The following is a 26336-nucleotide window of genomic DNA, read 5'->3' as shown; positions in this document are numbered from 1 at the left end:
TCTCGCCTGTACGAACTATAAGACGCAGGTACGACACTGGCGGTTCCCCTCAGCCGCAACAATTTCGACACTTTTTCGGGTGAACATCCGGTCGTCACCGTGAGCAGCACTAGGTGACGGCGACATTCGTCGCCCACGCCACGAGGAGCGGATCCGCAAGCGATGTCGTCACGAGGTCGCCGCTCAGGTTCTTGCCCGGCTGCGACGGTACGGTGATCAGAAACGTCCCTGCAGCCTTCGCGGCGGTGACGCCGGTGGCCGAGTCCTCGAGGGCAACACCATCGGTCGGGTCGGCACCCAGCTTCGCGAACGCCGCGAGATACAGCTCCGGGTGCGGCTTCGGATGATCGACTTCGTCTGCGGCGACCGAGGTCTCGAAGTAGCGGTCGAAACCGGACGACCGCAACGCTGCCGTGAGCATGGCTCGGGGACTGTTGGTCGCAACTGCGATCGGGACCCGCCCTCCGAGCGCGTCGAGCAGACCCCGGGCACCAGGCATGGGATCCACATCTCGGGCGAGCTCCGCCTCGACGCGAGCGAGAAGGTCGGCCGCCAGTGCCGGGCCGTCACCCGGCCGGCTGAAATGACGGGCCATGTTCGCGCACGCCGCAGGCACTGACCGCCCGATGAGTAGATCTTTCTCAGCGGGACCGAATTCGAACCCGTGATCAGCGAACAGCGCGGCCTCGGCACGTGACCAGCACGTCTCCGTGTCCAGAAGCAACCCGTCGCAGTCGAAAACAATTGCGCTGACGCGGCGCGGCAAGTCCATGGCCGGATGATAGCGGCCCGTCCTCACCTCACCAGTTCGACCACATCTGGTCCCACGTAGCGCGCACGCGGCCGGATGATCCGTCGACTCTGTGCCTGTTCGAGGACGTTGCTGCACCATCCGACGACTCGGCTCACGGTGAAGGTCGGCGTGAACATGGATCTCGGGATGCCGCACCGGTCCATCACCACCCCGGCGTAGAACTCGACGTTCGCGTACAGCGGCCGATCGGGGTGGGCCTGCTCGAGGACCGCCACGACCTCGCGCTCGACGTCGACGGCGAGATAGACCAATTCGCCACCGAGACCTATCGCTATCTCGCGCAACAGCTCCGAGCGTGGATCGACGGTTCGGTAGACCGCGTGACCGAACCCCATGATGCGACGGCCCGACGCCAGTTGCTCGCGCGCCCATTCGCCCGCGGCCGCGGTGCCACCTGCGGCGACGATCTCGTCGAGCGCATCCAACGCCCGATCCGGCGCCCCGCCGTGCAGCGGGCCCGAGAACGCGCCGATCGCGCCGCAGATCGCCGACACCAGATCGGCGCCACTCGATGCGATCACCCGTGCGGTGAACGTCGATGCGTTGAACCCGTGGTCGATCGTCGCGATCAGGTATTGCTCGACGGCGCGGGCGTATTCGGGTGCAGGCACCTCGCCGGTGATCGAGTACAACCAGTGCGCCGCGGTGTCCAGGTCCGCACGTGCCGGCATGGGTTCGACACCCGTCGAGAGTCGATGCAGCGCAGCGAGAATCGTGGGTGTGACCGCGCTGACCCGCAGTGCGTGCCGTGCCCGTGTGGACTCGTCGCTGTCCCACAACGGCGACATCCCTTCGAGCTGCCCGAGCGCCGACAGCACGGTCCGCAGGTCGATGAGCGAACGGTGATCGCTGCCGGTCGTCGCGACCACCCGGATCACGGTCATCAACTCGTCGTCCACCGCCCGCAGCGACCGGACCTCCGCGGAGAACTCCGCCAGTTCGGCGGCATCGGGGAGCCGACCGTACACGAACAGGAACCAGACCTCCTCGAACGTGCGGTGACGCGCGAGGTCGATCGCCGAGAACTGTCGGTACTGGTAGAAACCCTCCTCGCCACGGACATCGCCGATCTCGGTGTGGGCCACCGACACGTTCGACAACCCCGGGTCGGCCTCGATCACGGACATGCTGTGCCTCGATTCGCTGTGATGCGTTGACTTTCGGCCTACATTCGACGGTGGAATGAGAGGAGTCAATGTTGATCCGATCAACATCCGGGCACCCGCATCGGTGGCCGAAGGCGCTGCGTCATGACGGTCGTGACTTCCTGACCACCGCGCAGGTGGCGCGGGTTCTCGGGGTCAAGGCGCAGTCGGTGTACGCCTACGTCAGCCGCGGGCAACTGAACAGCGTGCGCATCGCGGGTGTCCGAGGGAGCCTGTTCGCCGTCGGTGAGGTCGAGGCGTTTCGACGCCGAACCCAACGACGCCCGCCCGCCGGGATCGTCGAACGCATTCACACCGAGATCACGTTGATCGCGGGCGAGCACCTGTACTACCGGGGGACCGACGCCACCGACCTCGCCCGGTCCGCCGACTTCGTCGATGTCGCCCAGATGCTCTGGGGTACATCAGGTGTGTCCTCGTCACGCGTTACCCCGGCGGTCCGTGTGCCACGTGTCCCGGGTCGACGAATCGACACCATCCGGGTGGTGGTGGACCTGCTCGGCGCCGGCGATCCGCAGCGACACGATCAGGAGACCGAGGGCGTCGCAAGGAGGGCGCTGAACGTTCTCGACGCCGTCGTCGACGCTCTCCCTGTGCTCGGCGCGACGCCGCCCGCCGACGCCTCCATCGCCCGACGATTGTGGCCGCGGCTGAGCCCCATGGCGCCGTCCGCACGGCGTGTGACACTCCTCAACGCGGCCCTGGTGCTCCTGGCCGACCACGACCTGGCGGCGGGAACCATCGCCGCGCGGGTCGCCGCGAGCGCACGCGGCAGTATCTACGCGGTCATCTCGGCCGGGCTGGGAGCGTTCGACGGCCCGCTGCACGGCGGCGCGACGACCCTCGCCTACGGCTTCCTCTCGTCGGTGCTGGCGGATGCCGCCGGCCCGGACGCCGCGGTTGCCTCGTATCTGCGCGAGCACGACCGTCCACCCGGCTGCGGCCATGTCATCTACCGACACCGCGATCCACGCGGGGAGGCGCTGCTGCAGGGCCTGGCCGGAGACAGCGGCGGTCGCGATGTGCTCGCCGCGGTCGACGCGGTTCGCGCCGGTGTCAGCGGTTCGGGTGGGGGCTTCGTGAACTCCGACCTCGCGCTCGCCGCGATCGCCCTGCGCTACCGCATGGTCGACGACGCGGCCGAGACCATCTTCGCGGTCGCGCGCATCGCGGGGTGGGTCGCACACGCGATCGAGGAGTATCACGAGCCGCGGCTGCGGTACCGACCCGAGGGTGTTTACACCGGCGTACGACCCGCGGGGTGACCCGAGTCACCACGGCGTTAGTCTCGCGCAATGACTTCTGAGACCACCGACGTCGTCGAGGACGGATACCAGCGGGGGCTGTCGGCGCGAACCGTGCAGATGATCGCCATCGGCGGTGCGATCGGCACCGGACTCTTCTACGGTGCGGGCGGCGCCATCGAGCAGGCCGGCCCGGCCCTGATCCTGGCGTACCTGGTCGCCGGACTCGCCATTTTCGTCGTGATGCGCGCGCTCGGTGAGCTGCTGATCTACCGACCGGTCGCGGGCTCGATCTCGGAGTACGCCGACGAGTTCCTCGGCAAGTACCTCGGGTTCACCAACGGGTGGACCTACTGGGCGGTGTGGACCACCACCTGCATGGCCGAGATCACCGTCGCCGGCAAGTACATCAACTACTGGTTCCCGTCGATCCCGGTGTGGGTCACCGCGCTCGTCGTGTTGCTGGTGCTGTTCGTCGCGAACCTGATCTCGGTCAAGGTGTTCGGCGAGGCCGAGTTCTGGTTCTCCATGATCAAGGTCGTCGCCATCATCGGCATGATCCTGATCGGCACCCTGGTGCTGCTGCCCATCGCCGGCATCGGCCCGGACGCCGGCCCCTCGCTGACCAACCTGTACGGCGACGGCGGCTTCTTCGCGACGGGCTTCAACTCCGCGTTGCTCAGCCTGCAGATCGTCGTGTTCGCCTACGTCGGTGTCGAGTTGGTGGGCGTGACCGCCGGGGAGGCGGCCGACCCGAAGGTCACCCTGCGCAAGGCCATCAACACCCTGCCGTTCCGTATCGGACTGTTCTACGTCGGCGCACTGATCGTCATCCTGTCGGTGCGCGGGTGGCGCAACTACTCCGAGGGCAACAGCCCGTTCGTCGAGGTGTTCGCCTACATCGGCATCCCGGGTGCCGCCGGCATCGTCAACTTCATCCTGCTGACCGCGGCCCTGTCGTCGTGCAACTCCGGCATCTACTCCACCGGCCGCATGCTCCGCAGCCTCTCCCAGCGCGGCGACGCCCCGAAGAAGCTGACGACGCTGTCGTCGCGCCACGTGCCGGTCGCCGGGATCGTGCTGTCGGCGGGCGTCATGGTGCTCGGCGTCGTCGTCAACATCATCGACCCCGCTCACGCGTTCGCCTACATCACCTCGGTGTCGACGGTCGGCATCATCTTCGTGTGGAGTTCGATCCTGGTCAGTCACTTCATCTATCGGAGGCGGGTGGCCGCCGGTGCGTTGCCTGCGTCGGACTACCGCCTCCCGGGTGCACCGATCACCACCGCGATCGCGCTTGCCTTCTTCGCGATGGTGATCGTCCTGCTCTTCTTCAGCGAGTCGGGTCGGATCGCGGTCGTGGTCGGAGCCGTGTGGTTCGCCGGTGTGACCATCGGGTACTTCCTGCTCACCGGTCGGCGCCGCGCCATGCACGCCGGTAAGTGAGACCGCTCGCGGTCGAGGGGCGGGTGTGGCGTTCACTGGCTCGATGGGCTCGTACTCCGCGGCCGGACGGCATTCGCCGATTCGGTTACGGCGGTCAGCTTCGCGTGCGTGTACGCGTTGTGCTGGATTCTAGGCCTCCTCGCGTCGTTCCGAACACTGCCGCACGAGATCCGTGGTGACGATCTGCTGTTGCGTAACACCGTCTTCGCGGGAATCACGCTACCGATGGAGTGCGTCGAGTCGGTGAGACCATTCCGCGCCGCCAGGACTGGTCTGTCGGGACTGAGAACCGATGCGGACGGACGGTCGGCGGTGCTCGGTCACGGTGACACGACCGTCCGAATCAATCTGTCCGGTGTCGAACTGCGCGGCGTCGAGGTCGACTTCATCGACGTCACAGTGGACGAGCCCCGTGCCTTCGTAGCGGCATTCGTCGAACGGTGACCGCGTCGTCGGCCCAACACATCGCGATGTCGGCCCAACAGCGGCGAACGACGGCCCAACAGCGGCGAACGAGGGCCCAACACGGAGGAACGAGGGCCCAATGCGTCAGGGGCGGAGATCGACCCAGACGAGGCGATGATCGCTGCTGGTGCTCGGCGGCAGGAGCTCGTGGCCCGGTTCTCCGGGAGCGGGCCAGAACACCCGCGCCCCGGTGACCGGTAGATCGCGCGACGGCAAGACGTAGTCGACGCGCAGGTTCCCGGGCACCGGCTTGGAGAAGTCGGCCGTGAAGTACTTCGACGGCGTCCGATGGCCGGTCTGGCCTGCCGCGGCGCTGTCGGCCACCGCACCCCGCGACGTCGGCAGGGTGTCGCGGACGCGGGGCAGCGTCAGCACCTGGTTGATCGCTCCGACACCGGGTCCGGGCGGGCCGCCGTCGGCGGGGTCGCTGTTCTGGTCACCGAGCATGACGAACGACGACCCCGGGGCGAGTCCGCCACGTCGTCCGGAGTCGTCGTAGATGTAGTCGGCACGCGATCCGCCCGCGATGTAGTCGGCCGAGAGCCGGATCTCGTCGTGATTGCGCCGCCCGTTCCGATCCTCCGGGCCGTCGAAACTCGGCGGCGTCGGATGCGATGCGAGCAGGTGCACGGTACGACGCCCGATGGTGATCGGCAGGTCCCAGTGCGACTTGCTCGACAGGCGCAGCAGATCGGCGTTCCCGCCGTAGTAGTCCCGGGGGATGAGGTTGCCCGGCTGGTCCTTCCACAGGAACTTCTGGAAGGTCCTCGCGTGTGCGGTGTCGATCGGGTACTTCGACAGCACCAGCATCCCGTACTGGCCGGGGAAGGCGCCGAACCCATAGGCGTCGTCGGGTCCGTCGGTCGTCCCGTCACCGTTGAGGTCTCGCCCGGTCGGCACGCCGGTGTTGACCGGGGCGGTGAACATGTACGGGTAGTCGATAGGTGCGGCCCCACGCTGCGAACGCGCCAGATAGTTCTGGGCGAACAGTTTCGCTGCGGCCTGATCGGGGTAGTAGTCGAACTCGTTGAGCAGCAGGATGTCCGGGCGATTCATCTGAACGATCTGCGCGATGGTCCGCGCCTGCGGGTCGACCCCGGAACGCAGGTCGGTGAGCAGCGCACCGGCGGCCGGCCGGTTCAGGCTCGCGTTGAACGTCGCGACCCGGACCGTCGGATTTCCGCCCGACGAACCGAACCCGGGCGCCGCGGACGCGGTGGGAACGCCGGTCATCGACGACAGCACGCAACCGAAGGCGACGAGCAGGACTGCGAGGTGTCGGAGACGCATTCCCGGCACAGTAGGGGCCCTCGGCGAACGACGGGCCACGCCGCGGTGAACTCCGCGGTGATCACCTTCCGAGCACGGTGGTGAGGTAGTCGTTCGCGAACACCCGGTCGGGGTCGAGAACGTCACGGAGCGCGAGGAACTCGTCGAAACGCGGGTACACCTCGCGGAGGTCGTCGGCGGTACGGGTGTGCATCTTGGCCCAGTGCGGCCGACCACCCCGCCGGAACAGGATCTCCTCGATGTCGGTGAAGTAGTTGTCGGGTCGGTCCCCGTGATAGCGGTGCACGGCGATGTACCCGGTGGTCTGCCCGGACGCGGTCGACAGCATGAGCTCGTCGGCGGCGGCGGCGCGCACCTCGATCGGGAACGACACCCGATGCCCGCAGTCGGCGATCAGCCTGCGGATCTCGCCGATCGCGTCGGGGATCTCGGCCAGGGGGATCGCGTACTCCATCTCGCGGAATCGCACCCGCCGTGCGGAGACGAACGCGTCGTGCGACGCCTCGACCATCTGTCGCGACGACAACGCCGCGCCGGCCACCCGCGCCAACGGCGCTGTCACCGAGGGGAAACGGGCACCCGCAGCGCACATCACCCCGAAGATGCCGTTGCTGAGGATCTCGTCGTCGATCACCCGACGCAATCGGCCGGGGCCGGTGGCGGCGGTGTCGGCGGGCAGCCTGCGATTGGTCTTGCTCAACGCGACATCGGTGTGCGGGAACCAGTAGAACTCGTGGTGGTCGTGCGTTGTGACGGCGTCGAGGAACCCGGCGATCGCGTCGTCCACCGACATCGCGCGTTCGGTGGCCTCGATCGCGAACGCCGGTACGCACGCGAGGGTGATCTCGGTGAGGATGCCCAGCGCACCGAGTCCCAGGGCGGTCGCCTCGAGGGTCGCGCGGTCGGCGTCGGTCACGGTCAGCGTCTCGCCGGTCCCCGTCACCATCCGCACCCCGACGATCTGCGTGGCCAGCCCGCCGAAGTTCCGCCCGGTGCCGTGGGTGCCGGTGGAGGTGGCCCCGGAGATGCTCTGGCGGTCGATGTCGCCGAGGTTGGGCATCGCGAGTCCGAGCGGTTCGAGGATCGCGGGCATCTCGTGCAGTCGGGTGCCGGCTCTGACGGTCACCCGTCGGTTGGCCGGATCGGCGTGCACGAGGCCGGTCATGGCACTGGTGTCGATCTGGATGCCCGGCGCCACCGCGATACCGGTGAAGCTGTGTCCCGAGCCCACCGCCTTGACGGTGACCGCCTCCGACCGCGCCCGCCGGACCGCGGCCACCACGTCGTCGGCGTCTCCGACCGCGACCACCTCGCGTGGGACGACCGACTGGGTACGACCCCAGTTCTCCCACCGGCCAGCTCGGTCGGCGCGGCGATCGGTGCCTCGACCACTGCTCACAGAAAACACTGTCCCTCACCTCGGTAGGTCGGTACGGAGTCGACGACGGTGCCGTCGTCGACGATGACGATCTCGGCTGTGTGCTCACTGGTCTCACCGGACTTGGTGTGCCGGAACCAGACCCGGTCCCCGATGGAGAGGCGATCTGCTGCCGAACCGCGCAGCGGCGTCTGTACCTCCCCGGCCGCCTCGCGGGGCTCGTAGGCCAGCCCCTCGGGCCACACCGGTCGCGGGAGCCGGTCCGATGCCGGCGGCCCGGACGCGATCCATCCGCCGCCGTGGCAGGTCACGACCCCGGGGGTCGGTCGGCGCACCACCTGCAGGCCGAACGCCAGCGCGGGGGACGGTTGGAAGCGCGAGTAGTTGTCGAACAGGTGCCCACCGAAGAACCCACTGCCCGCGGCGATGTCTGTGACCGAATGATCTGCGGCCGTGGCCTCGAGTGAGCCGGTGCCGCCGCCGTTGACGAACTCGAGGTCGGCGATCTGTCGGATCGCGGCGACCGCGGCACCACGGCGTCGGCGCAGTTCCGTCATCGATGCGGACTGCATCGTCCGGATCATCCTGTTGCGCATCGGTGCTCCGCTGCGCAAGCCGCCACTGATCGCGTCGCCGACCCCGGCCACCTGCGCCTCGTACGACATCACGCCCACGAGATCCACGCCCGGTCGGTCAACGATCGCCCGGGCCAGCGTGGTCGCCTCGGAGACCGTGTGCACGGGCGAGCGCAGGACACCGATGTGGCCGAGCCCGGGAGCGCGCAACGACGCGTCGAGGTCGATGGCGACGCGGACCGGGTTGCGTCGGCCCGGTGGGGCGGCCGCGTCGATCAGGTCGAGGTGGTCGACGGAATCGACCAGCAGGGTCACGCGTGCGGCTGCGACCTCGTCGGCCGCCAGCGCAGCGATCGAGGCGCGCCGCGCGGTGGGGTAGCCCATCAGGACGTCGGTGATCCCCGACGCGGTCGCGAGCCAGATCGCCTCGTCGATGTCGTAGGCCAACACCCCCGCGAATCCCGTACGCCCCAGGATGTCGTCGATGACCGAGCGCACCCGGATCGACTTCGACGCCACCCTGATCGGGACCCCGGCGGCACGGCGACGCAGGTCCGCGATGTTGGCCTCCAACGCGGTCCGGTCCAGGACGACGACCGGACCGTCGAGGTCGGCGGTCGCGCGGTCGATCGACGCCCAGCTCATCGGACCGACCGGACGCGCAGCACCGACAGGCCGCCGGCGATGCCGAGGACCGCGGAGACGGTGAACAGGGCGGTGAAGCCGCCGGAGACGGCGACGGTCGCCGCGCCGAGCAGGGGTCCGAGAGCCTGCGGGACGGCCATGGCGATGTTCATGATGCCGAGATCCTTTCCGGTGTGTTCCGGGTCGGGGAGTACCTGGGTCGCGAGGGCCTGGTCGACCCCGAGGAAGCTGCCGAAGCCGGCGCCGAGCAGCGCGGCCGCGACCATGGTGGTGGGCACCGACGCGGCCACCGCGATGACGAGTGCGGCCACGCCCTGCAGCGCGCCAGCGGCGAGCACGAACGGTTTACGCCGACCGAGACGGTCGCTGGCCAGCCCCGATCCGATCGCCGCGGTGATCACGAAGACCATGTAGATCCCGGTGAGCAGCAACAGATCTGCATCCGCGTCCGGTACGCGCAGCCCGAACTGCAGGTAGTAGAGGAGCAGCGAGGTGCCCAGTGCGTTGCCCAGGTTCACCAGTACCCGACCACCCAGCGTCCACCCGAAGTCGGGGTGTGCCCGCGGCGAGATCCAGAGCTCGCCGATCACCGCGGCGACGGTCAGCCGCCCGTGGACACGGGAGGTGTGCGGTGGGTCGTCGACGGTCACCACGAACGGCACGACGCAGACGACGAGCAGCCCTGCGACCACGAGATAGCCGGAGCCGGTGGACAATCCGAGGGCGGCGATCAGGCCGATGCCCAGGATCACCCCGATGGCCTGCGGTGCCGACACCCAGCTCGACACCACGCCGCGCTGCGCCACCGGCACCCGGTCGCCGATCATCGCGGTGAGCGCGGCCGACGCGGCGCTGAAACCGGTGATCGCCACGCACCACCAGATCGTGATGCCGACGAGCCCGGACCGGGTGCCCAGCACGACCAGGGCGACGGCGAACAGCACGACGCCGCCGAGGATCCAGGGCCGACGCCGGCCGAAGCGCCCGGTCGTCCGGTCCGACAGCGACCCGGTGAGCGGGAACGCGATGAGCGCGAAGACGGCCGAGATGCCCGACACCACACCGAATGTCGTCACGCTGTGTCGCCAGTTGGTGTCACTGACGGTCTCGCCGATGCCGAGTCGGTCGTTGATCTGACTCGGCAGACTCAGCTGGAACGGCGTCAGCTGCGCCATCCAGATGCCCAGCCAGGCGAGGGCGAACAGGGCGATCCAGCGGGTGCTGACCCGCGCCGCGACCGCCGGTGCCGCGGTCACGGCGCCTCGATGTGGGTGAGCAGCATCGCGACGCAGGCCTCGACGATCTGACGCGCGACGTCGAGGTCGCCGGTGGTGAGGTAGGCCAGGGTCAGTCCATCGGTCGACGCCACCACGAGTGGGGCCAGGGTCCGCGGCGGAGTCCGCCACCGGACGCCCGTCACCTCCGCCGCCGCACCGAGCGCCTGTGCGGCGAGATCGTAGTAACGCATGTACATCTGCGCCGCGAAAGAGTCGAGCCCCGGTGTGCGCCGCGCGTAGTGCGCGAGCGCCAGCAGTGCCTGTTCGCGCGCGGGGTCGGCCACCACGCTGTCGAGGTACCCGAGCAGGCCGCCGCGCAGCACGTCCTCGACGTCGCCCGGGTCCGCACCGTCCGTCGTCGGAGTGCGCAACACCGCGTGCACCGCGGAGTCCTCGCTCGAGAGACCGGCGACCACCAATGCCTCGAGCAGGGCGTCCCGTGACTCGAAGACGTAGTGGAAGCTCGCCAACGAGACGCCCGCCGCCGCGCAGATCCGCCGGGTCGTGGCCGCCTCGACACCGCTCTGCGCGACGACTCCGAACGCAGCGGCCACGAGGCGGCTGCGACGTTCGTCGACGGGTATGCGCGTGATGGTCGGACTCCTCGCGAATCGAAGTGGGTCAGATGACCCACTTGGTGGCTCGACGGTAGCCCACCCCGCCCCGATCCGCGAGCGATCGACGATCTCGACCGGCGAACTATTCTGGTCGGATGTCCGAACCCAGCACCCGAGTCGACAGCTGGATCTGGGCGGTGCGCCTGACCAAGACCCGATCGGCGGCCGCCTCGGCCTGCCGGGCCGGGCACGTCCGTGTCAACGGGACCCCGGCGAAACCCGCGCAGCACGTGGCCATCGGCGACGAGGTGCGTCTGCGCGTCGCCGGTCGCGAGCGGATCGTCGAGGTCGCGCGGGTGCTGTCGAAACGGGTCGGACCGCCCGTCGCCGCCGAGGCCATGATCGACCGCAGTCCGCCGCCGCCTCCGAGGGAGGTCATCGCATCGATCCCGGTCCGCGACCGCGGCGCGGGTCGGCCCACCAAACGTGAACGGCGGGAGACCGACCGCCTGCACGGACGCGACATGTCCGACGGACGGGACCTCTGACCCGTCACCGCGCCCTACACTTGCGCCTGTGGACGGACTCGCACCCGGCAGACACGCACCGACTCCGACGCCGCGCGCCGCGGCGGGTGTCATCGCGCTGCTCGCCGTCCTCGCCCTCCTGCTCGCCGGCTGCTCCGACTCCGGCGACGACGACAGCGGGTCCGGTACCCCGACGACCGGCGCGGCGGCCGGGTCGGGACCGTTCTTCGGTGAGTGCGGCGGCGTCAGCACCGCCGAGGTCTCCCAGATCGTCGACACCCAGGGACTGACGAACGTCACCAACAACTCGTCGGGCTGCGAGTGGGTCACCAGCGCCGACCAGCTCGGACCGCAGTTCTCCTTCAACTGGTATCGGGGGAGCCCGATCGGACGCGAGCGGGCCACCGAGCAGCTGTCACGGGAATCGACCACCGACCTCACCATCGACGGCCACACGGGATTCATCGCCTCCTCGCCGGGGATCTGCGAGATCGGCATCGCCTTCGGGGCCGACTTCTTCGAGTGGTCGGTGAGCTACGGCGTCACCGCGTCCGGCGAGGCCGACCGCAGCACCGAGCAGGTGTGCGACGCCGCGAAGAAGCTGTCCACCACTACGGTCGAGCGGGCGAAATGAGCCGCCGCGTCCCGGTCGCGCTGGCCGTCCTCGTGGCGGTGCTCGCGTTGGTGCTCAGCAGTTGCAGCCGGTCGGTCGACGGTGAGGCCGTCCCGCTCGGCGGCGGTGCACAGTCCGGATCGACCGACGGCAACGTCGACACCGATCAGTTCGACAAGCTGCTCCTCGAGTGCACCCTGCTGACCACCGACCAGATCGCCAAGGCGGTCGGGGGCGAGGCCGCGCAGTCCAGCTTCAACGGCGCGATCTGCCGGTGGGTGGTCTCCGGCGCCGTGACCACGGGCGTGACGTTCAACTGGTTCGAGTCCGGGAACCAACGTGCGGAAAAAGACGTCGCGCGCAAGCTCGGCTACACCACCGAGAACGTCCGCATCTCGAGCACCGCGGCGTTCACCCAACGCGATCCGCGGCGACCCGCGGCCTGCGGCGTCACCGCGAACTCACCCGCACGGGGCGTCTACACCTGGTGGGTCGAACCCCGGGCCACCGGCGCGTCCGGCGACCCGTGCGCGGCGCCGACCAAGCTCATGGAACTGGTCCTCGGCGGCGGGCAGTAGTCCTCATGCGGTCGCGGTCACGCTGATCGTCGCGGCGGTCTGATCGTCGACGATCATCCACATCGACAACCGGTCGCCGTCGCGGCGACGACGGATGGTCATCTGCGCACCCGGCGTGATCGGCCGCAGGTACTCGATGATCGCCCGGTGCGGACGCGCCGTCAGATCGGTGTGGGCGAGGAGCTCGTCCTCGACCGCCTCCCAGTACGCGGCGTTGTTCAGGTGCTTGAACGGGTCGAAGTCGGTGCTGCGCAGCACGTGCACCCGATCGGTCTCGCCGGGCTCCGGCGCCGGTTCGGGGTTCATCGTCTTCCACCGCAGCCGGTGCTCGTCGGTCATCGCCGCGAGCATCCCGAAGGCCTCGTCGGTGATGCGCGACGGCATGCCCTTGTCGTTGACGTTGATCCAGAAGGCCTCGGTCTCGATCAGACCCGGCGGCCGCATCTGCGGGTTGAACCGGTTCGTCTCGTGCTCGGCCGTCACCCGGACCCGCATGTTCGTCCACCGCGTCGACAGCGCCCCGCACCACCGCTGCAACGTCACCGTCGCAGGCCAGCTGATCGGTTCGATGACGTCGATGACCGTGCGACGGACGATCCAGAACGGATCGGAGTCGTGGAAATCGGTTGCCTCGATGTTGTCGTTGGCGATGTCCTGCAGATACCGGGCGGTTCCGTCGAGACGCACCCGCATCTCCTGGTCGACGTCGTCGGTGCGCACCCGATAGTTCGTCTCGAAGAACTGCGCCTTCGACAGCCGCGGTTGCATCGGGGGATCGAACGGGTAGGGGTCCTCGGGCAAGTGAATCCTTTCGACCCCGGCAGCATAGGCTTCACCATGACGCTCACGGGACTTGGGAACTTTTCCCGGGCGTGGTTAGAGTGAAGAAAACGTACATAACTAGAACACGTTCCACCGTTGTGGATCGTTCGAGTCCTCCGAGGTAACTGCCTTATGGCGCACGTGATCACCCAGCCGTGCTGTAACGACGCGAGTTGCATCAGCGTCTGCCCGGTGAACTGTATTCACCCCACGCCCGACGAGCCCGAGTTCCGCACCGCGGAGATGCTCTACATCGATCCCGACACCTGCATCGACTGCGGTGCCTGCATCGACGAGTGCCCGGTCGAGGCGATCTTCCCCGACGACCAGCTCGACGACAAGGGTGAGCGGTACCTCCAGATCAACGCCGACTACTACAACGACCACGACGTCTCCGGCGGTCTGGTGCCGCCGCGCAAGCAGCCGCCGTTGCCGCAGGGCAAGACGCTGCACGTCGCGATCGTCGGCGCCGGACCGGCCGCGTTCTACGCCGCCGAGGAACTCGTGCGTCACTCTGCGGTCCGTGTCGACATGTTCGACCGCCTGCCCACCCCGTACGGATTGGTGCGCGCGGGCGTCGCGCCGGACCATCCGTCCACCAAGGGGGTGGAGAAGCAGTTCGCGGCCACGGCCAACAAGAAGACCTTCGAGTACTTCCTCAACGTCGAGGTCGGTACCCACGTCACCCACGACGAGCTGCTGGAGCATTACTCGGCCGTCGTGTACGCCGTGGGCGCCTCGACCGACAAGCGCCTGGGCATCCCGGGTGAGGACCTGCCCGGCTCGATCCCGGCGACCGAGTTCGTCGCCTGGTACAACGGCCATCCCGATTACGCCGACCTCGACTTCGACCTGTCGTCGGAGCGCGCGGTGATCGTCGGCAACGGCAACGTGGCCCTCGACTGTGCGCGGATCCTGCTCAGCGATCCCGACACCCTCGCCCGCACCGACATCGCCGATCACGCGATCGAGCGTCTGCGGTCGAGCCAGGTCACCGAGGTCGTCCTGCTGGGTCGTCGCGGCATCGCGCAGGCGGCGTACACCAACGCCGAGTTCCTCGCGATGGGCGACCTGCCCGACGTCGACGTCATCATCGACGACGCGGAACTCACCCTCGACGCGGCGAGCGAGGAGGGTCTGGGCGACGGTTCGCTGGACTCGACGATCGCGACGAAGGTCCGCATCGCCCGTGAGTTCGCCGAGCGTGGCGAGACCGGTGCCCCGAAGCGTGTGGTGTTCCGTTTCCTGGTGTCGCCGCTGGAGCTCAGTGCCGACGGGTCCGAGGGTGAGGCCGGGGCGGTGTCGAAGCTGACCTGTGTCCGCAACGAACTGGTCGACGGCGAGCGCGTGGCCGTCGCGCCCACCGAGGAGACCTTCGACATCGAGACCTCGATCGTCATGCGCGCCATCGGCTACCGCGGTGTGCCGGTGACCGACCTGCCGTTCGACGAGAGCCACGGCGTCGTGCCCAACGCCGACGGTCGCGTGCTGACCGCGCCGGACGGGGACACCATCTCGGGTGTGTACGTGACCGGTTGGATCAAGCGTGGCGCCACCGGCGGTATCGGTATGAACCGACTCGACGGTCAGGAGACCGCGCATGCGGTGCTCGCCGACTTCATCGCCGGGAGCCTGGCCGAGCCGGCGTCGTCGCGGGAGAAGGTCGCCGACCTGATCGCCGGACGTGGGGCCAACCGGATCGACGCGTCGGGCTGGAAGAGCATCGACGCGACCGAGAAGTCCGCGGGCAAGGAAGCCGGTCGGCGACGGGTCAAGCTCGTCCGCATCCACGAACTCGAGGGCGCCGCAGCCGGCTGAGCTCGGCAGCGGTAGCGCGAGTTCACCGACGTCATTCGTCTCCAGGCCGGAGCCGACCAACCACAGAAGAGGTATCGGGTGCGGATCGCGCTGTTGTCGTACCGGAGCAAACCCCACTGCGGTGGGCAGGGCGTCTACGTGCGCCATCTGGCCCGCGAACTCGCGCTGCTGGGCCATGACGTCGAGGTGTTCTCCGGGCAGCCCTATCCGGACCTCGACCAGGAATCGCTCGACGCCGGTGTGCGTCTGACGAAGGTGCCCAGCCTCGACCTGTACGGCGAGCCGAACCCGTTCCGCACCCCGCGTCCGCGGGAGATCCGGGACTGGATCGACGTGCTCGAGGTGCTGACGATGTGGACCGCCGGCTTCCCGGAACCGCTGACGTTCAGCCTACGGATGGCCCGGATCCTCAAGGGCCGCGCCGACGACTTCGACGTCGTCCACGACAACCAGAGCCTGGGCTACGGCCTCCTGGCGATCCAGCGGCGCGGCATGCCCGTGATCACGACGATCCACCACCCGATCACCCGCGACCGCACCCTCGCGGTGAAGGCGGCCAAGGGCTGGCGCAAGCTCACCGCGATCCGTTGGCACGGCTTCTCCCGCATGCAGGGCAAGGTCGCCCGACGTATCCCGGAGATCCTGACCGTCTCGCGCAGCAGCGAGGTCGACATCCGCAAGGCATTCGACATCCCCGCCGGCCGCATCGAGACAATCCCCCTCGGCGTCGACACCGAGGTGTTCCGGCCGCCCGCCGAGCGGGTGTCGGGTCGCGTGGTCTGTGTGGCCAGTGCCGACGCGCCGCTCAAGGGGGTGTCGTACCTGCTCGAGGCCATCGCCAAGCTCAGCGCCGAGCGGCCCGTGCACCTCGTGTTGGTGTCGAAGCTCAACCCCGAGGGGCCCAGCGCGAAACTCATCGACGAACTCGCCATCGCCGACCGGGTCGAGGTCGTCTCCGGCCTGTCCGACGACGAGCTCGGTGAGCTCATCGCGTCGGCCGAGGTGTCGTGCGTCCCGTCGCTGTACGAGGGGTTCTCGCTCCCGGTCATCGAGGCGATGAGCTGTGGGAACGCGCTCGTCGCGACGACCGCCGGCGCGATCCCCGAGGTCGCGGGACCCGACGGCGAGGCCGCCCTGCTGGTCCCGCCGATGGACTCCGATGCCCTCGCCGCCGCCATCGGCCGCGTGCTCGACGACCCCGACCTGCGGGCCCGGCTGGGCGCGGGCGGTCGCGCTCGCGTCGAGTCGCGCTTCAGCTGGTCGGCGGTCGCGGTGAAGACGGCGGCCCACTACGAACACGTGTTGAATGAGCAGAGCTCTGCTCCACAGAGCTCGAACCACGAAGGAGATTTCCGTGCTGACCGTTGATTTCGACCGTCTCGGGGTGACCGCCGGGACCAAGGCGATAGACATCGGTGCGGGGCAGGGACGGCACTCCTACGAGATGTTCCGCCGCGGAGCCGATGTCATCGCCTTCGACCAGTCCGACTCGGACATGGCCGAGGTGTCGGAGATGTTCGACGCCATGATCGCCGAGGAGCAGGTCCCCGCATCGGCCAAGGCGCGCACCGAGGTCGGCGACGCGCTGCATCTCCCGTACGCGGACAACGCATTCGACGTCGTGCTGATGTCGGAGATCCTCGAGCACGTCCCGGCCGACACCGACGCCATCGCCGAGATGGCCCGCGTGCTCGCGCCCGGCGGCCACGCCGCGGTGACCGTGCCGCGGTACTGGCCGGAGAAGGTCTGTTGGGCGTTCTCCGATCAATACCACGCGAACGAGGGTGGCCACGTCCGGATCTACAAGGCGAGCGAGCTCGCGGCGAAGGTGTCGGCGGCGGGCCTCGAGGTGGTCGGCACCGATCACAGGCACGCACTGCACGCCCCGTACTGGTGGCTCAAATGTGCTGTGGGCGTGGAGAACAACGACAACCCGCTGGTGAAGGCGTACCACAAGCTGCTGGTGTGGGACATGATGAGCGCCCCCGCTGCCACACGGCTCACCGAGCGGGCGCTGAACCCGTTGGTCGGCAAGTCCGTGGTGCTCTACCTGCACAAGCCCGCCTGAGACGCGTGAGGCGGGTGCCGCATGTCCCGGGCGTGCTGACCGAGGACCAGTGCGACAAGACCGGTGCCGCGATAGCCGCGATGCAGGAGCCGACGGGCGCGATGCCGTGGTTCCCCGGTGGCCAGACCGATCCGTGGGACCACATCGAGTCGGCGATGGCCCTGTCGGTCACCGGACGTCACCCGGAGGCGGAGGCGGCCTACGAATGGTCCCGTCGCACACAGCGTCCCGATGGTTCGTGGGCCATCCGGACCGTCGTCGGGACCGTCGCCGACGCCAACACCGACGCGAACTTCTGCGCCTATCTCGCGGTGGGCGTCTGGCATCACTACCTGATCACCGGTGACACGCGCTTCCTCGAACGCCTGTGGCCGACCGTCTGGTCGGCCATCGAACTGGTGGTGCGGTTCCAGGCTCCGGGTGGCCAGATCCGGTGGGGCGGCAAGTATCCGCTGCCCACCTCGGGCGTCGCGTTCGACCCGGCCGACGGATCCGTCTTCGACGCCGCGATGTTGACCGGCAGTGCCAGCATCCATCAGGCCCTGGGTTGTGCCGCCGCGATCGCCGACGAGATGAAGCAGCCCGCACCCGCCTGGCGACACGCACAACTGCGACTCGGTCACGCGCTGCGTGCCCACACCGACCGTTTCGCCCCGCCGTCGGATCACTCGATGGACTGGTACTACCCGGTGTTGGGCGGCGCCGTCCGCGGCCGCGCCGGTCAGGAACTGATCGCCGATCGATGGGACGAGTTCGTCGTCGCCGATCTCGGCATCCGCTGTGTCGATCACCGCCCGTGGGTCACCGGCGCCGAGACATGCGAGCTGGTGTTGGCCATGAATTGCCTGGGCGACGACGCCGACGCCACGCGGTTGTTCGCCGACATGCAGCACCTGCGTGATCCGGACGGGTCGTACTGGACCGGTCTGGTGTTCTCCGACGGCAAGCGGTGGCCGGTGGAGAAGAGTTGCTGGACCTCGGCCGCGGTGGTGTTGGCCGCGGACGCGCTGAGTCGGACCAGCAGTGCGAACGGGATCTTCCGTGACGCCGACCCGCTGGTCGACGTCACCGTCCCCGCCTCGGAGGTACCGGGTCTTTCCTGTGACTGCACAAATGCCTAGACTGGTGTCCAGTCAGGCGTCTTGCCTGGTGTGGCAGCGGAGGTCGGCAGGCGATGGAATACGGAATCGTGCAGTTCACGAGCGATCGGGGACTGCGTCCCGCGGTGCTGGCGCCGTTGGTGGAGGAGGCGGGATTCGCTGCGTACTTCGTCCCCGAGCACAGTCACATCCCCACCCGTCGCGACGCGGCGCACCCGCAGACCGGGGACTCCTCGCTACCCGATGACCGCTACATGCGCACCCTCGACCCGTGGGTGTCGCTGAGCGCCGCCGCTGCGGTCACCACACGCATCCGACTCGGCACCGCGGTCGCGCTGCCCGTGCAGTCCGATCCGCTGACGTTGGCCAAGCAGATCGCGACGCTCGACCACCTCTCCGACGGACGGGTGACCCTCGGCGTCGGGTTCGGGTGGAACCTCGACGAACTCGGAGACCACAAGGTCCCGCCGAAGCGGCGCCGGACCATGTTGCGCGAGTACCTGGAGTCGATGCGGGCCCTGTGGTCGGAGGAGGAGGCGTCCTACGACGGCGAGTTCGTGAACTTCGGGCCGTCGTGGGCGTGGCCCAAGACCACCCAGCAGCCCGGCGTCCCGGTGATCGTCGGTGCGGGTGCCACCGAGAAGAACTTCACCTGGATCGCCAAGAACGCCGACGGCTGGCTCACCACCCCCGCCGACACCGAGATCGACGACTCGATCCGCCTGCTGCACAAGATCTGGGCCGAGCACGGTCGAGACGGTGCGCCGCAGATCGTCGCGCTCGACGGCAGGCCCGATCCCGAGAAGCTGGCGCGCTGGGAGGGTCTCGGCGTCACCCTGGTGCTCTACGGCGTCCCGGACGACGACATCGACAAGGCGCGTGGCTATCTCGCGAAGCGGGCGGGCCAGCTCGGACTCGCCTGACCGGTCAGGGGCGCAGCACCGCCGTGAACAACGCGTGGGTGAGGTGTTGGAAATCCGCTGCGAGCGTGAACCTCCGGCTGCGTCCCACATCGAAGATGACCGCGATACCCGCGTGCACCAGGAATCGCGCCCGCGCGACGGTGACCGCGGGCTCGACCGCGCGGAGCAGTCGCACGTAGTCGTCGACCTGTCGGCGTTGGACCGCGGCGAGCCGGCGTCGTGAGTCGGCGGGCAGGCTGCCTGCCTCCCGGAAGTACAGCGTCATCAGACGACTACCCGAGAAACACAGTCCGATGTAGGCCGCGCAGAGCGCGTCGAGGGCGGCCGACGGGTCGTCGGCGACGGCCGAGGCCTCGGCGATGGCCTCGGCATTGAGGTCGCCGGCACGCAGGAATGCCCGGTAGAGGAGTTCGTCCTTGTTCGCGAAGTAGCGGTAGATCCCCGACGGCGCGATCGCCGAGGCGGCGGCGACGTCGGCCATCGCGACCGCGTGAAAACCCCTCTCGAAGAACAGATCCACCGCGTGGACGAGGATGGTGTTCTCCCGGTCGGTGCCCAGTGTCGCGGCGGAGGTGTGCGAGACCGGCGCGAGGCCGCCGGCGTCGGCGCGGCGGTCGAGCACCCGCCACGCCGCAGGCAGCAGGACGCCCTCGATCTCACCGACCGCGAGGCGGGTCCGATGCGCGGTGACGCTCCCCATCACCGCGATCGCGCCGATGCAGCGCAACTCGATCTCGTCCGCGTCGAGTCCGGCGAGGAACTCGGCGGCGGCCGTCCGCATGGGCAGGAGTGCGTGGTTCAGGCGGTCCCGCACCCGGCGACGGTCGGCGGGCTCGAGGAAACGCTGCTCCCAGCGAAACATCGACCCCGAGTCGCGGCGGTCCACCGACACCCGCAGCGCGCTGCGGAGGATGGCGTCGACGCGATCGCGGGGCGGTGCGTCGGCATCGGACACCGCGGACTCCAGTGCGGCACAGAACACGTCGGTGTAGGTGTCGATGACGTGGCGGAACAGCGCGTACTTGCTGGGGAAGTGGCGGTACAGCGCCGCACCGGACACGTCGACCGCCGCGCCGATCTCGTCGACACTCGCGGCGAGGAACCCGCGATCGGCGAACTCGAGAGCGGCGACCCGCTCGATCTGGGCCCTTCGATCCCGGGGTCGACGGCGTTGTACGGGCTCGGTCATCGGTCACCCCTGCCGGTTAAGTTAACGAATGTTCTGTCCACGGCGACGCTGCTGCGGTAGCGTCGGACCTGCCGTCGAGCAGGAGGTCCACTGTGAGCACCGAAGCGACGCAACCGAGGACCGAGAAGCCTCGACGATCCTACGAGTGGCTCGTCGACGCCGGCTACCGCATCCGTGTGCACACCGCGCCGCGCCCCACGGGAACGGTGACGCGACTGGCGGACTCGCTCGAGACGATGTCGGCGTTCGCAGGCGCGGCCAACGTGGTCATGCAGCTCAGCGATCGTGCCGTCGGCCATGGGGTCGTCGAGTCCCGGGTGCACTCCGGCGCGGTGACCGAACACCCGATCAAGCGGGCCCGCACCACCTTCACCTACCTCGCAGTGGCCGTGCTGGGCTCCGACACCGACCGGGAGGTCTACCGCACGGCGGTCAATCGTCAACACCGGCAAGTCCGTTCGACCGAGGCCAGCCCTGTGCGGTACAACGCATTCGATCGCAACCTGCAGCTCTGGGTGGCCATGTGCCTCTATGTCGGGTTCGAGGACACCCATCTCATCCTGCGGGGCGCGATGTCGGCGCGGCAGCGTGCGGTCTTCTACTCCGAGAGCGCCCCGTTGGCGACGACGCTGCAGGTGACCCCGGACATGTGGCCCGCCACCGTCGAGGACTTCGACGACCTGTGGGTCGCGCGGGTGGACGAGTTGACGCTGCTCGACGAACGCCTGCGCGAATACCTCGGCGGGATCATCGATCTTTCCTTCGTGCCCGTTCCTCGTCCGGTCGCGCGCTACCACCGATTCGTCACCGTGGGCATGCTGGCGCCACGGTTCCGCGACATCATGGGGCTGTCCTGGAGCGACCGGGACGACGACCGTTTCGCCGCGCTGATGCGCGCGCACCACCTCCTCGCGCGTGCAGTCCCCGGGCCGCTGCGCGGCCTCGGTTACCGTGCGCTGCTGGCCGACATGCGCCTGCGGGTACGCCACGGGCGGGCTCTCGTCTGACTCAGAGCCCGTAGGTCTTGCCGATGATGTCGCGTTGGATCTCGTTGGTACCGCCGTAGACGGTGGAGATGATCGACGACCGCATGATCCGCTCCATGTCGAACTCGGTGGCATAGCCGTACCCGCCCATCATCTGCATCCCGTCGATCGCCATCGCCTTGGCGGTCTCGGTGGCCTTGAGTTTCGCCATCGACGCCTGCCGGGGCAGCAGCGCCGCCGGGTTCTCCGAGACCTGCGCGGCGACGTCGTAGACGAGCAGTTTGGTGCAGGCGATCTCGGTGGCGTGGTCGGCCAGTCGGTGTCGCAACGCCTGGAAGCTGCCGACCGGGCGGCCGAACTGATGCCGCTCGGTGACGAAGGTCAGGGTGTCGTCGAACGCCCGTTGTGCCGCACCGAGTTGCATCGCGGCGAGGATGAGTCGCTCGGTGTTGAGCCCGGCCATCAGCTGACCCCAGCCCTGTCCCACCTCGCCGACCACCGCATCCTCGGGCAGTTCGCAATCGGTGAAGTAGAGGTCGTTCACCTCGCGTCCGCCGAGGGTGTCGATGCCGGAGATGGTCAGCCCGGGGGTCCCGGCCGGGACGCTGAACATGGTCAGGCCCTCGTGCTTGCCGCCGTCCGACGACGTCCGCGCCACCAGCAGGATGGTGCTCGCGAAGTGCGCGTTCGAGCACCAGGTCTTCTGGCCGTTGACCCGCCACCCCGACGCCGTTCGCTCGGCCTTGCACGTCAGCGCACCGACGTCGGATCCGGCACCCGGCTCCGACATCGAGATCGACAGTGAGTCGCCGGCCACGACACCGGACAGGATCGCTTTCTTCTGTTCGTCGGTGCCGAACTTCTCGTAGGCCGCGGCGGTGATGATCGTCGGCCCGATCCCGCCGACCGGGGCGAGGTTCTTGATCAGGTGTTCGAGCAGGATGACCATGTCCGTGGCGTCGCCGGCCGCGCCGCCGAACTCCTCGGGGATGGTGATGCCGAGGTAGCCGAGATCGGCCAGCTTCCGGTACAGGGTGTCGCTGTGGGCCTCGGCGCCGCCGTCGGTCAGCGCGTCACGCTGGTCGCGGCTGCCCGCCTCGCGTCGGCAGAAGGCGTCGACCGCCGCGCCGAACTCGCGCTGTTCGTCGGTCAGTCTCATCGCAGGACTCCTGTCGCCTGTCGCACATGGGGTTTGGAGACCTTGCCTGCCGCGTTGCGGGGCAGCTCGTCGACGAGCACGATCTCGGTGGGGTGCTTGTAGCGGGCCAGCCGACCGTCGAGGAACTCGCGGATCTGCGGCACGGTGGGCGCCTCGGTGTCGGCGGCGGTGGCCACGACGGCGACGACCACCTCGCCCCACTTCTCGTCCGGACGGCCGATGACGGCGACCTCGCGCACCGACGGGTGCGCGGCCACGGCGTTCTCCACCTCGACGCAGTAGATGTTCTCTCCGCCGGAGATGATCATGTCCTTGGCACGGTCGACCACGTAGACGAAGCCCTCGTCGTCGGCGCGGACGAGGTCGCCGGAGTGGAACCACCCGCCCGCGAACGCATCTGCGGTCGCCTCCGGCCGGTTCCAGTAGCCGCTCATGAGATTGGGGCCGCGGTAGACGATCTCTCCGACCTCACCGGGGGCGACGTCGTTCATGTCCGGGTCGACGATCCGGGCGGCCATGGTGCGGATCACCCGGCCGACCGAACCGATCTTGCGGTGGGTGTCCTCGCCGGTGAGGGTGCAGGTGACCGGCGACATCTCCGTCTGACCGAAGACCGCGCAGATGGTCGCCTCCGGGAACGTGTCGGCCATCGCCGCGAGCAGCGTCTGCGAGGCGGGCGCCGCGCCCCACCACAGGAATCGCAGCGCGAGATCACGTGGACGGGAACGCTGTTCGGCGATCACCAGCTGCCACTGCGCGGGCACCATGAACATCGTGGTGATCCGCTCGCGCTCGATGACGTCGAGCGTCGCCGCGGGGTCGAACTGGCCGATCGGCAGGATGATCGTGCACACGCCGTCGAGCAGGCACGACGAGATGACACCGAGCGCAGCGATGTGGAACACCGGCACCGCGACCGCCGCGACGGCCTCGTGATCGACGACTCCCGGTGCGACGAGGTTGTGATAAGCCTGCGCCTGCAGGTTGATGTGGGTGAGCACCGCACCCTTGGGCGCCCCGGTTGTCCCCGAGGTGTACATGATCACCGCGGGCGACGTCTCCGGTACGTCGACCGGCGGGAGCTCGCGGTCCTCGGCCACGAGCGCGTCGTAGTCGAGCGCGTCCCCGTCGGCCCCGCCGATGCGGACACGCAGCTCCGTCGCCCCACCCGGCAGCGCCCCGACCGCGGCGATGAGGGGATCGAACACCGATTCGTGGACGATCGCGCGCGCACCCGTGTCGGTGACGAGGTGGACCACCTCGGGCGGGGCCATGCGGAAGTTCACCGGGACCGCGATCGCGCCGAGTGCGTTGACGGCCAGGACCGTCTCGAAGAACTCCGGGCGGTTGAGGGTCAGCACCAGGACGCGGTCGCCGGCGCTCACCCCACGTGCGTCCAATGCCGCGGCGAGACGACTCATCCGCGTGTCGAGCTCACGCCAGGTGGTGGCGGCGCCCAGGAAGCGCAGCGCCGGCTCGTCGGGGCGCATGACCGCGTGCATACGCACCTGGTTGACCCAGGTGTGTCGCTGGGAGACCAGAGGTTCGAGGTGTCGGGGGAACGGTTCTTCCATGCCGCCACGCTACTGCGGAACCAGCACGTCGAGGACGGGTTCGTGCAGAATGCCCGCTAACTTAGTGGCTCGACGACGATCTGCCGCTCACGAGGCCACCTCCGGCTCTGTGCCGGAGGTGCGCACCAGAACGGACGAAGTCAGTTGCGCTCAGCGGATGCGTTCCAGCACCCGGAGCGAGCCGTGTGCCGCTACCTCGACGAAATCTCCGGACCCGAGTGCCTTCTGATAGATCTCGAACGGGGGCCGACCGCCGTCGGCGGGATCGGGGAACACGTCGTGGATCAGCAGCGCACCGCCGACACGCACCCAGGGTGCCCAGCCCGCGAGGTCGTTGTCGGCCGCCTCGCTGCTGTGTCCACCGTCGATGAACACGAAGTCGGCCGGCCGGCCCCACACCTTGGCCGCGTCGGTCGAGCGGGCCAGCATGCCGATAACGGTGTCTTCCAGGCCGGCGTCGTAGATGGTCCGACGGAACCGGGCGGAGGTGTCCAGGGTGCCGGTGTGCGGGTCGACGAGGGCGGTGTCGTGGTACTCCCAGCCCGGCTGGTGCTCCTCGGATCCGCGGTGATGATCAATGGTGACCACGGTGGCGCCGACCGGCTGTGCGGCGGCCCCGAGGTAGACGGTGGACTTGCCGCAGTACGTGCCGATCTCCACGCCGATGCCGACGGCGTCGGACTTCGACAGATATTGTCCGGCAACCTCATACAGCGCGAGTGCCTCGTCCTCCGGCATGAATCCGGGTGCATCGTGCGCGGCGCTGAGCTGGGTCTGGTCCATCGGATGATCCTATAAGGCGGGTCGCCTGACCCCGACGAGTACTGCCGTTAGTGTGGCGGACATGAAGGCGCAGATTCTCACCGAAGAGACCGGGCCCAGTGGGCTGACCCTGACCGACGTCGACGACCCCACCCCCGCGCAGGGGCAGGTCGCGGTGGACGTGAAGTCGTGCGGGGTGTGTTTCCCCGACCTGCTGATGAGTCAGGGCAAGTACCAACTGCGGTTGCCGACGCCGTTCACCCCCGGCACCGAGGTCGCGGGCGTCGTCACGTCGGCACCGGACGGATCGGGGTACTCCGCCGGTGACCGGGTGCTGGTGATGTCGGTCGTCGGTGGCTTCGCCGAGAAGGTCGTCGCCGCACCCGAACAACTGCTGCCGATCCCCGACGGACTGAGCTTCGACGAGGGCGCCGCGATGGGCATCAACTTCCAGACCGCGATCTTCGCGTTGAAGCTCCGCGCGAACCTGCGTGCGGGGGAGACGGTGGGTGTCCTCGGCAGTGCGGGCGGCGTCGGTGTCGCGACCATCGCGGTCGCGAAGGCATTGGGTGCGCGGGTCATCGCGATCGTGCACCGCGCCGGAGCCGGCGACATGCTGCGGCAGGTCGGGGCCGACGAGGTCGTCGCGCTCACCGACGGGTGGGGCGACCGGATCAAGGAGCTGACCGACGGTCTCGGCGTCGATGTGCTGATCGACCCGGTCGGTGGCGAGGTGTTCGACGAGGCACTGCGTCAGGTGGCGCCCGACGGCCGGTTCGTGGTCATCGGGTTCGCCGCGGGCGGCATTCCCTCGGTTAAGCTGAACCGGGTGCTCTTCCGCAACATCTCCGTGGTCGGGGCGGCCTGGGGTGAGTACATTCGGACGCATCCGGCGGTACCCGGCGAGCTGCACACCGAGCTGACGACGATGATCTCCGCGGGAATGCGACCGCCGGTCAACGTCACCTATCCGCTCGCTGATCTGCCGCAGGCGTTGTCGGACCTGGAGAACGGCAAGATCCTGGGCAAGGCGGTCATCCACATCGCCGACTGACCTCGGGCTCGAATCACTGCGAGGAGACATCATGTGTCGCAACATCACCGAGCTGCGGGGCCTCGAGCCGCCGGCCACGTCGGTCGAGATCGAGGCCGCGTCGCGTCAGTACGTCCGCAAGGTCAGCGGTGTCGCGAAGACGTCGCCGGCCAACGTCGAGGCGTTCGAGGCCGCGGTGGCGGCCGTGACCGCGGCGACCACCACGTTGCTCGACGCGTTGCCGGCCCGACGTCAGCCGCCGCGGACGGTTCCGCCGCTGCGCCGACCCGAGGTGCAGGCCCGGATCGCGGCACGGGCGCGCTGACC

25 protein-coding genes are annotated in these 26336 nt (G+C 68.7%); 13 read left to right on the top strand and 12 right to left on the bottom strand.

What is annotated here, in order from left to right; all coding sequences use genetic code 11:
• Positions 1 to 109: 109 nt before the first annotated feature.
• The gene (locus tag LX13_RS18020; RefSeq protein WP_253662630.1) at positions 110 to 799 is read right to left on the bottom strand and encodes an HAD family hydrolase; all 690 of its coding nucleotides are present in this window, start codon (positions 797 to 799) and stop codon (positions 110 to 112) included.
• On the bottom strand, positions 796 to 1941 hold the full coding sequence (locus LX13_RS18015) for a citrate/2-methylcitrate synthase (protein WP_253662629.1): 1146 nt from the start codon (positions 1939 to 1941) through the stop codon (positions 796 to 798). Before LX13_RS18015 ends, LX13_RS18020 begins: the two co-directional genes overlap by 4 nt.
• A gap of 68 nt (positions 1942 to 2009) precedes the next feature.
• On the opposite strand from LX13_RS18015, the gene LX13_RS18010 reads away from it, so the two are divergent.
• Together LX13_RS18010 and LX13_RS18005 are read left to right on the top strand one after the other, a co-directional pair.
• Complete coding sequence (locus LX13_RS18010) at positions 2010 to 3245, top strand: citrate synthase (protein WP_253662628.1); 1236 nt, start codon at positions 2010 to 2012, stop codon at positions 3243 to 3245.
• A gap of 30 nt (positions 3246 to 3275) precedes the next feature.
• On the top strand, positions 3276 to 4670 hold the full coding sequence (locus tag LX13_RS18005; RefSeq protein ID WP_253662627.1) for an amino acid permease: 1395 nt from the start codon (positions 3276 to 3278) through the stop codon (positions 4668 to 4670).
• A gap of 549 nt (positions 4671 to 5219) precedes the next feature.
• Here the strand turns inward: LX13_RS18005 and LX13_RS18000 are convergent.
• The 5 genes from LX13_RS18000 to LX13_RS17980 all read right to left on the bottom strand — a co-directional run bounded on the left by LX13_RS18000 (position 5220) and on the right by LX13_RS17980 (position 10854).
• Positions 5220 to 6425: an endonuclease/exonuclease/phosphatase family protein gene (locus tag LX13_RS18000; protein ID WP_253662626.1), complete on the bottom strand. Its 1206-nt coding sequence runs from the start codon at positions 6423 to 6425 to the stop codon at positions 5220 to 5222.
• 61 nt (positions 6426 to 6486) lie between these two features.
• A complete protein-coding gene (locus LX13_RS17995; RefSeq protein ID WP_253662625.1) occupies positions 6487 to 7824 on the bottom strand; it encodes a D-arabinono-1,4-lactone oxidase in 1338 nt (445 codons plus the stop codon).
• Positions 7821 to 9023 carry an alanine racemase gene (locus LX13_RS17990; RefSeq protein ID WP_253662624.1) on the bottom strand — a complete coding sequence of 401 codons (1203 nt, stop codon included), beginning with the start codon at positions 9021 to 9023 and terminating at the stop codon, positions 7821 to 7823. Before LX13_RS17990 ends, LX13_RS17995 begins: the two co-directional genes overlap by 4 nt.
• Entirely contained in the window at positions 9020 to 10279 is a 1260-nt protein-coding gene (locus tag LX13_RS17985; protein WP_253662623.1) for an MFS transporter, read from the bottom strand. Before LX13_RS17985 ends, LX13_RS17990 begins: the two co-directional genes overlap by 4 nt.
• Complete coding sequence (locus LX13_RS17980; protein WP_253662622.1) at positions 10276 to 10854, bottom strand: TetR/AcrR family transcriptional regulator; 579 nt, start codon at positions 10852 to 10854, stop codon at positions 10276 to 10278. The genes LX13_RS17985 and LX13_RS17980 overlap by 4 nt, the downstream gene beginning before the upstream one ends.
• 158 nt (positions 10855 to 11012) lie before the next feature.
• Between LX13_RS17980 and LX13_RS17975 the strand changes: the two genes are divergently transcribed.
• From LX13_RS17975 to LX13_RS17965, 3 genes are read left to right on the top strand one after another with little or no spacing between them, the layout of a single operon-like run.
• Positions 11013 to 11405 (top strand): RNA-binding S4 domain-containing protein, encoded by a 393-nt coding sequence (locus tag LX13_RS17975; RefSeq protein ID WP_253662621.1) that lies wholly within the window; start codon positions 11013 to 11015, stop codon positions 11403 to 11405.
• Between the two features lie 28 nt (positions 11406 to 11433).
• The gene (locus LX13_RS17970) at positions 11434 to 12018 is read left to right on the top strand and encodes a DUF3558 domain-containing protein (RefSeq protein WP_253662620.1); all 585 of its coding nucleotides are present in this window, start codon (positions 11434 to 11436) and stop codon (positions 12016 to 12018) included.
• Positions 12015 to 12575 carry a DUF3558 domain-containing protein gene (locus LX13_RS17965; protein ID WP_253662619.1) on the top strand — a complete coding sequence of 187 codons (561 nt, stop codon included), beginning with the start codon at positions 12015 to 12017 and terminating at the stop codon, positions 12573 to 12575. Before LX13_RS17970 ends, LX13_RS17965 begins: the two co-directional genes overlap by 4 nt.
• 3 nt (positions 12576 to 12578) lie before the next feature.
• Here LX13_RS17965 and LX13_RS17960 read toward each other — a convergent pair whose 3' ends face one another.
• A complete protein-coding gene (locus LX13_RS17960) occupies positions 12579 to 13343 on the bottom strand; it encodes an acyl-[acyl-carrier-protein] thioesterase (protein ID WP_253662823.1) in 765 nt (254 codons plus the stop codon).
• A gap of 186 nt (positions 13344 to 13529) precedes the next feature.
• Between LX13_RS17960 and LX13_RS17955 the strand changes: the two genes are divergently transcribed.
• From LX13_RS17955 to LX13_RS17935, 5 genes are all read left to right on the top strand, one after another.
• A complete protein-coding gene (locus tag LX13_RS17955; RefSeq protein ID WP_253662618.1) occupies positions 13530 to 15215 on the top strand; it encodes an FAD-dependent oxidoreductase in 1686 nt (561 codons plus the stop codon).
• 78 nt (positions 15216 to 15293) lie between these two features.
• On the top strand, positions 15294 to 16583 hold the full coding sequence (locus LX13_RS17950) for a glycosyltransferase family 4 protein (RefSeq protein WP_253662617.1): 1290 nt from the start codon (positions 15294 to 15296) through the stop codon (positions 16581 to 16583).
• Positions 16570 to 17283, top strand: a complete 714-nt coding sequence (locus LX13_RS17945) for a class I SAM-dependent methyltransferase (RefSeq protein WP_253662616.1) — start codon at positions 16570 to 16572, stop codon at positions 17281 to 17283. Before LX13_RS17950 ends, LX13_RS17945 begins: the two co-directional genes overlap by 14 nt.
• A 5-nt stretch (positions 17284 to 17288) precedes the next feature.
• Positions 17289 to 18404, top strand: a complete 1116-nt coding sequence (locus LX13_RS17940) for a prenyltransferase (RefSeq protein WP_253662615.1) — start codon at positions 17289 to 17291, stop codon at positions 18402 to 18404.
• A 53-nt stretch (positions 18405 to 18457) separates the two neighbouring features.
• The gene (locus LX13_RS17935; protein WP_253662614.1) at positions 18458 to 19306 is read left to right on the top strand and encodes an LLM class F420-dependent oxidoreductase; all 849 of its coding nucleotides are present in this window, start codon (positions 18458 to 18460) and stop codon (positions 19304 to 19306) included.
• 4 nt (positions 19307 to 19310) lie between these two features.
• Here LX13_RS17935 and LX13_RS17930 read toward each other — a convergent pair whose 3' ends face one another.
• A complete protein-coding gene (locus LX13_RS17930; RefSeq protein ID WP_253662613.1) occupies positions 19311 to 20495 on the bottom strand; it encodes a TetR/AcrR family transcriptional regulator in 1185 nt (394 codons plus the stop codon).
• Between the two features lie 92 nt (positions 20496 to 20587).
• Between LX13_RS17930 and LX13_RS17925 the strand changes: the two genes are divergently transcribed.
• On the top strand, positions 20588 to 21502 hold the full coding sequence (locus LX13_RS17925) for an oxygenase MpaB family protein (RefSeq protein ID WP_253662612.1): 915 nt from the start codon (positions 20588 to 20590) through the stop codon (positions 21500 to 21502).
• A 1-nt stretch (position 21503) separates the two neighbouring features.
• Here the strand turns inward: LX13_RS17925 and LX13_RS17920 are convergent, their stop codons facing one another.
• The 3 genes from LX13_RS17920 to LX13_RS17910 all read right to left on the bottom strand — a co-directional run bounded on the left by LX13_RS17920 (position 21504) and on the right by LX13_RS17910 (position 24997).
• The gene (locus tag LX13_RS17920) at positions 21504 to 22640 is read right to left on the bottom strand and encodes an acyl-CoA dehydrogenase family protein (RefSeq protein WP_253662611.1); all 1137 of its coding nucleotides are present in this window, start codon (positions 22638 to 22640) and stop codon (positions 21504 to 21506) included.
• Positions 22637 to 24214: a fatty-acid--CoA ligase FadD5 gene (fadD5, locus tag LX13_RS17915; RefSeq protein ID WP_253662610.1), complete on the bottom strand. Its 1578-nt coding sequence runs from the start codon at positions 24212 to 24214 to the stop codon at positions 22637 to 22639. The genes LX13_RS17920 and fadD5 overlap by 4 nt, the downstream gene beginning before the upstream one ends.
• A 150-nt stretch (positions 24215 to 24364) precedes the next feature.
• Complete coding sequence (locus tag LX13_RS17910; protein WP_253662609.1) at positions 24365 to 24997, bottom strand: class I SAM-dependent methyltransferase; 633 nt, start codon at positions 24995 to 24997, stop codon at positions 24365 to 24367.
• 61 nt (positions 24998 to 25058) lie between these two features.
• Here LX13_RS17910 and LX13_RS17905 point away from each other — a divergent pair, with 61 nt between their 5' ends.
• Both LX13_RS17905 and LX13_RS17900 read left to right on the top strand, forming a co-directional pair.
• Positions 25059 to 26030 (top strand): NADPH:quinone oxidoreductase family protein, encoded by a 972-nt coding sequence (locus LX13_RS17905; protein ID WP_253662608.1) that lies wholly within the window; start codon positions 25059 to 25061, stop codon positions 26028 to 26030.
• Between the two features lie 31 nt (positions 26031 to 26061).
• Complete coding sequence (locus LX13_RS17900; RefSeq protein ID WP_253662607.1) at positions 26062 to 26334, top strand: DUF2277 domain-containing protein; 273 nt, start codon at positions 26062 to 26064, stop codon at positions 26332 to 26334.
• Positions 26335 to 26336 lie beyond the last annotated feature (2 nt).

The sequence above is a fragment of the Williamsia maris genome (assembly GCF_024171815.1).
In the GTDB taxonomy this organism is placed as follows: Bacteria; Actinomycetota; Actinomycetes; order Mycobacteriales; family Mycobacteriaceae; genus Williamsia_A; species Williamsia_A maris.
Note: the sequence above shows the minus strand (reverse complement) of the source record. Positions and strands in the feature narration are given on the sequence as shown.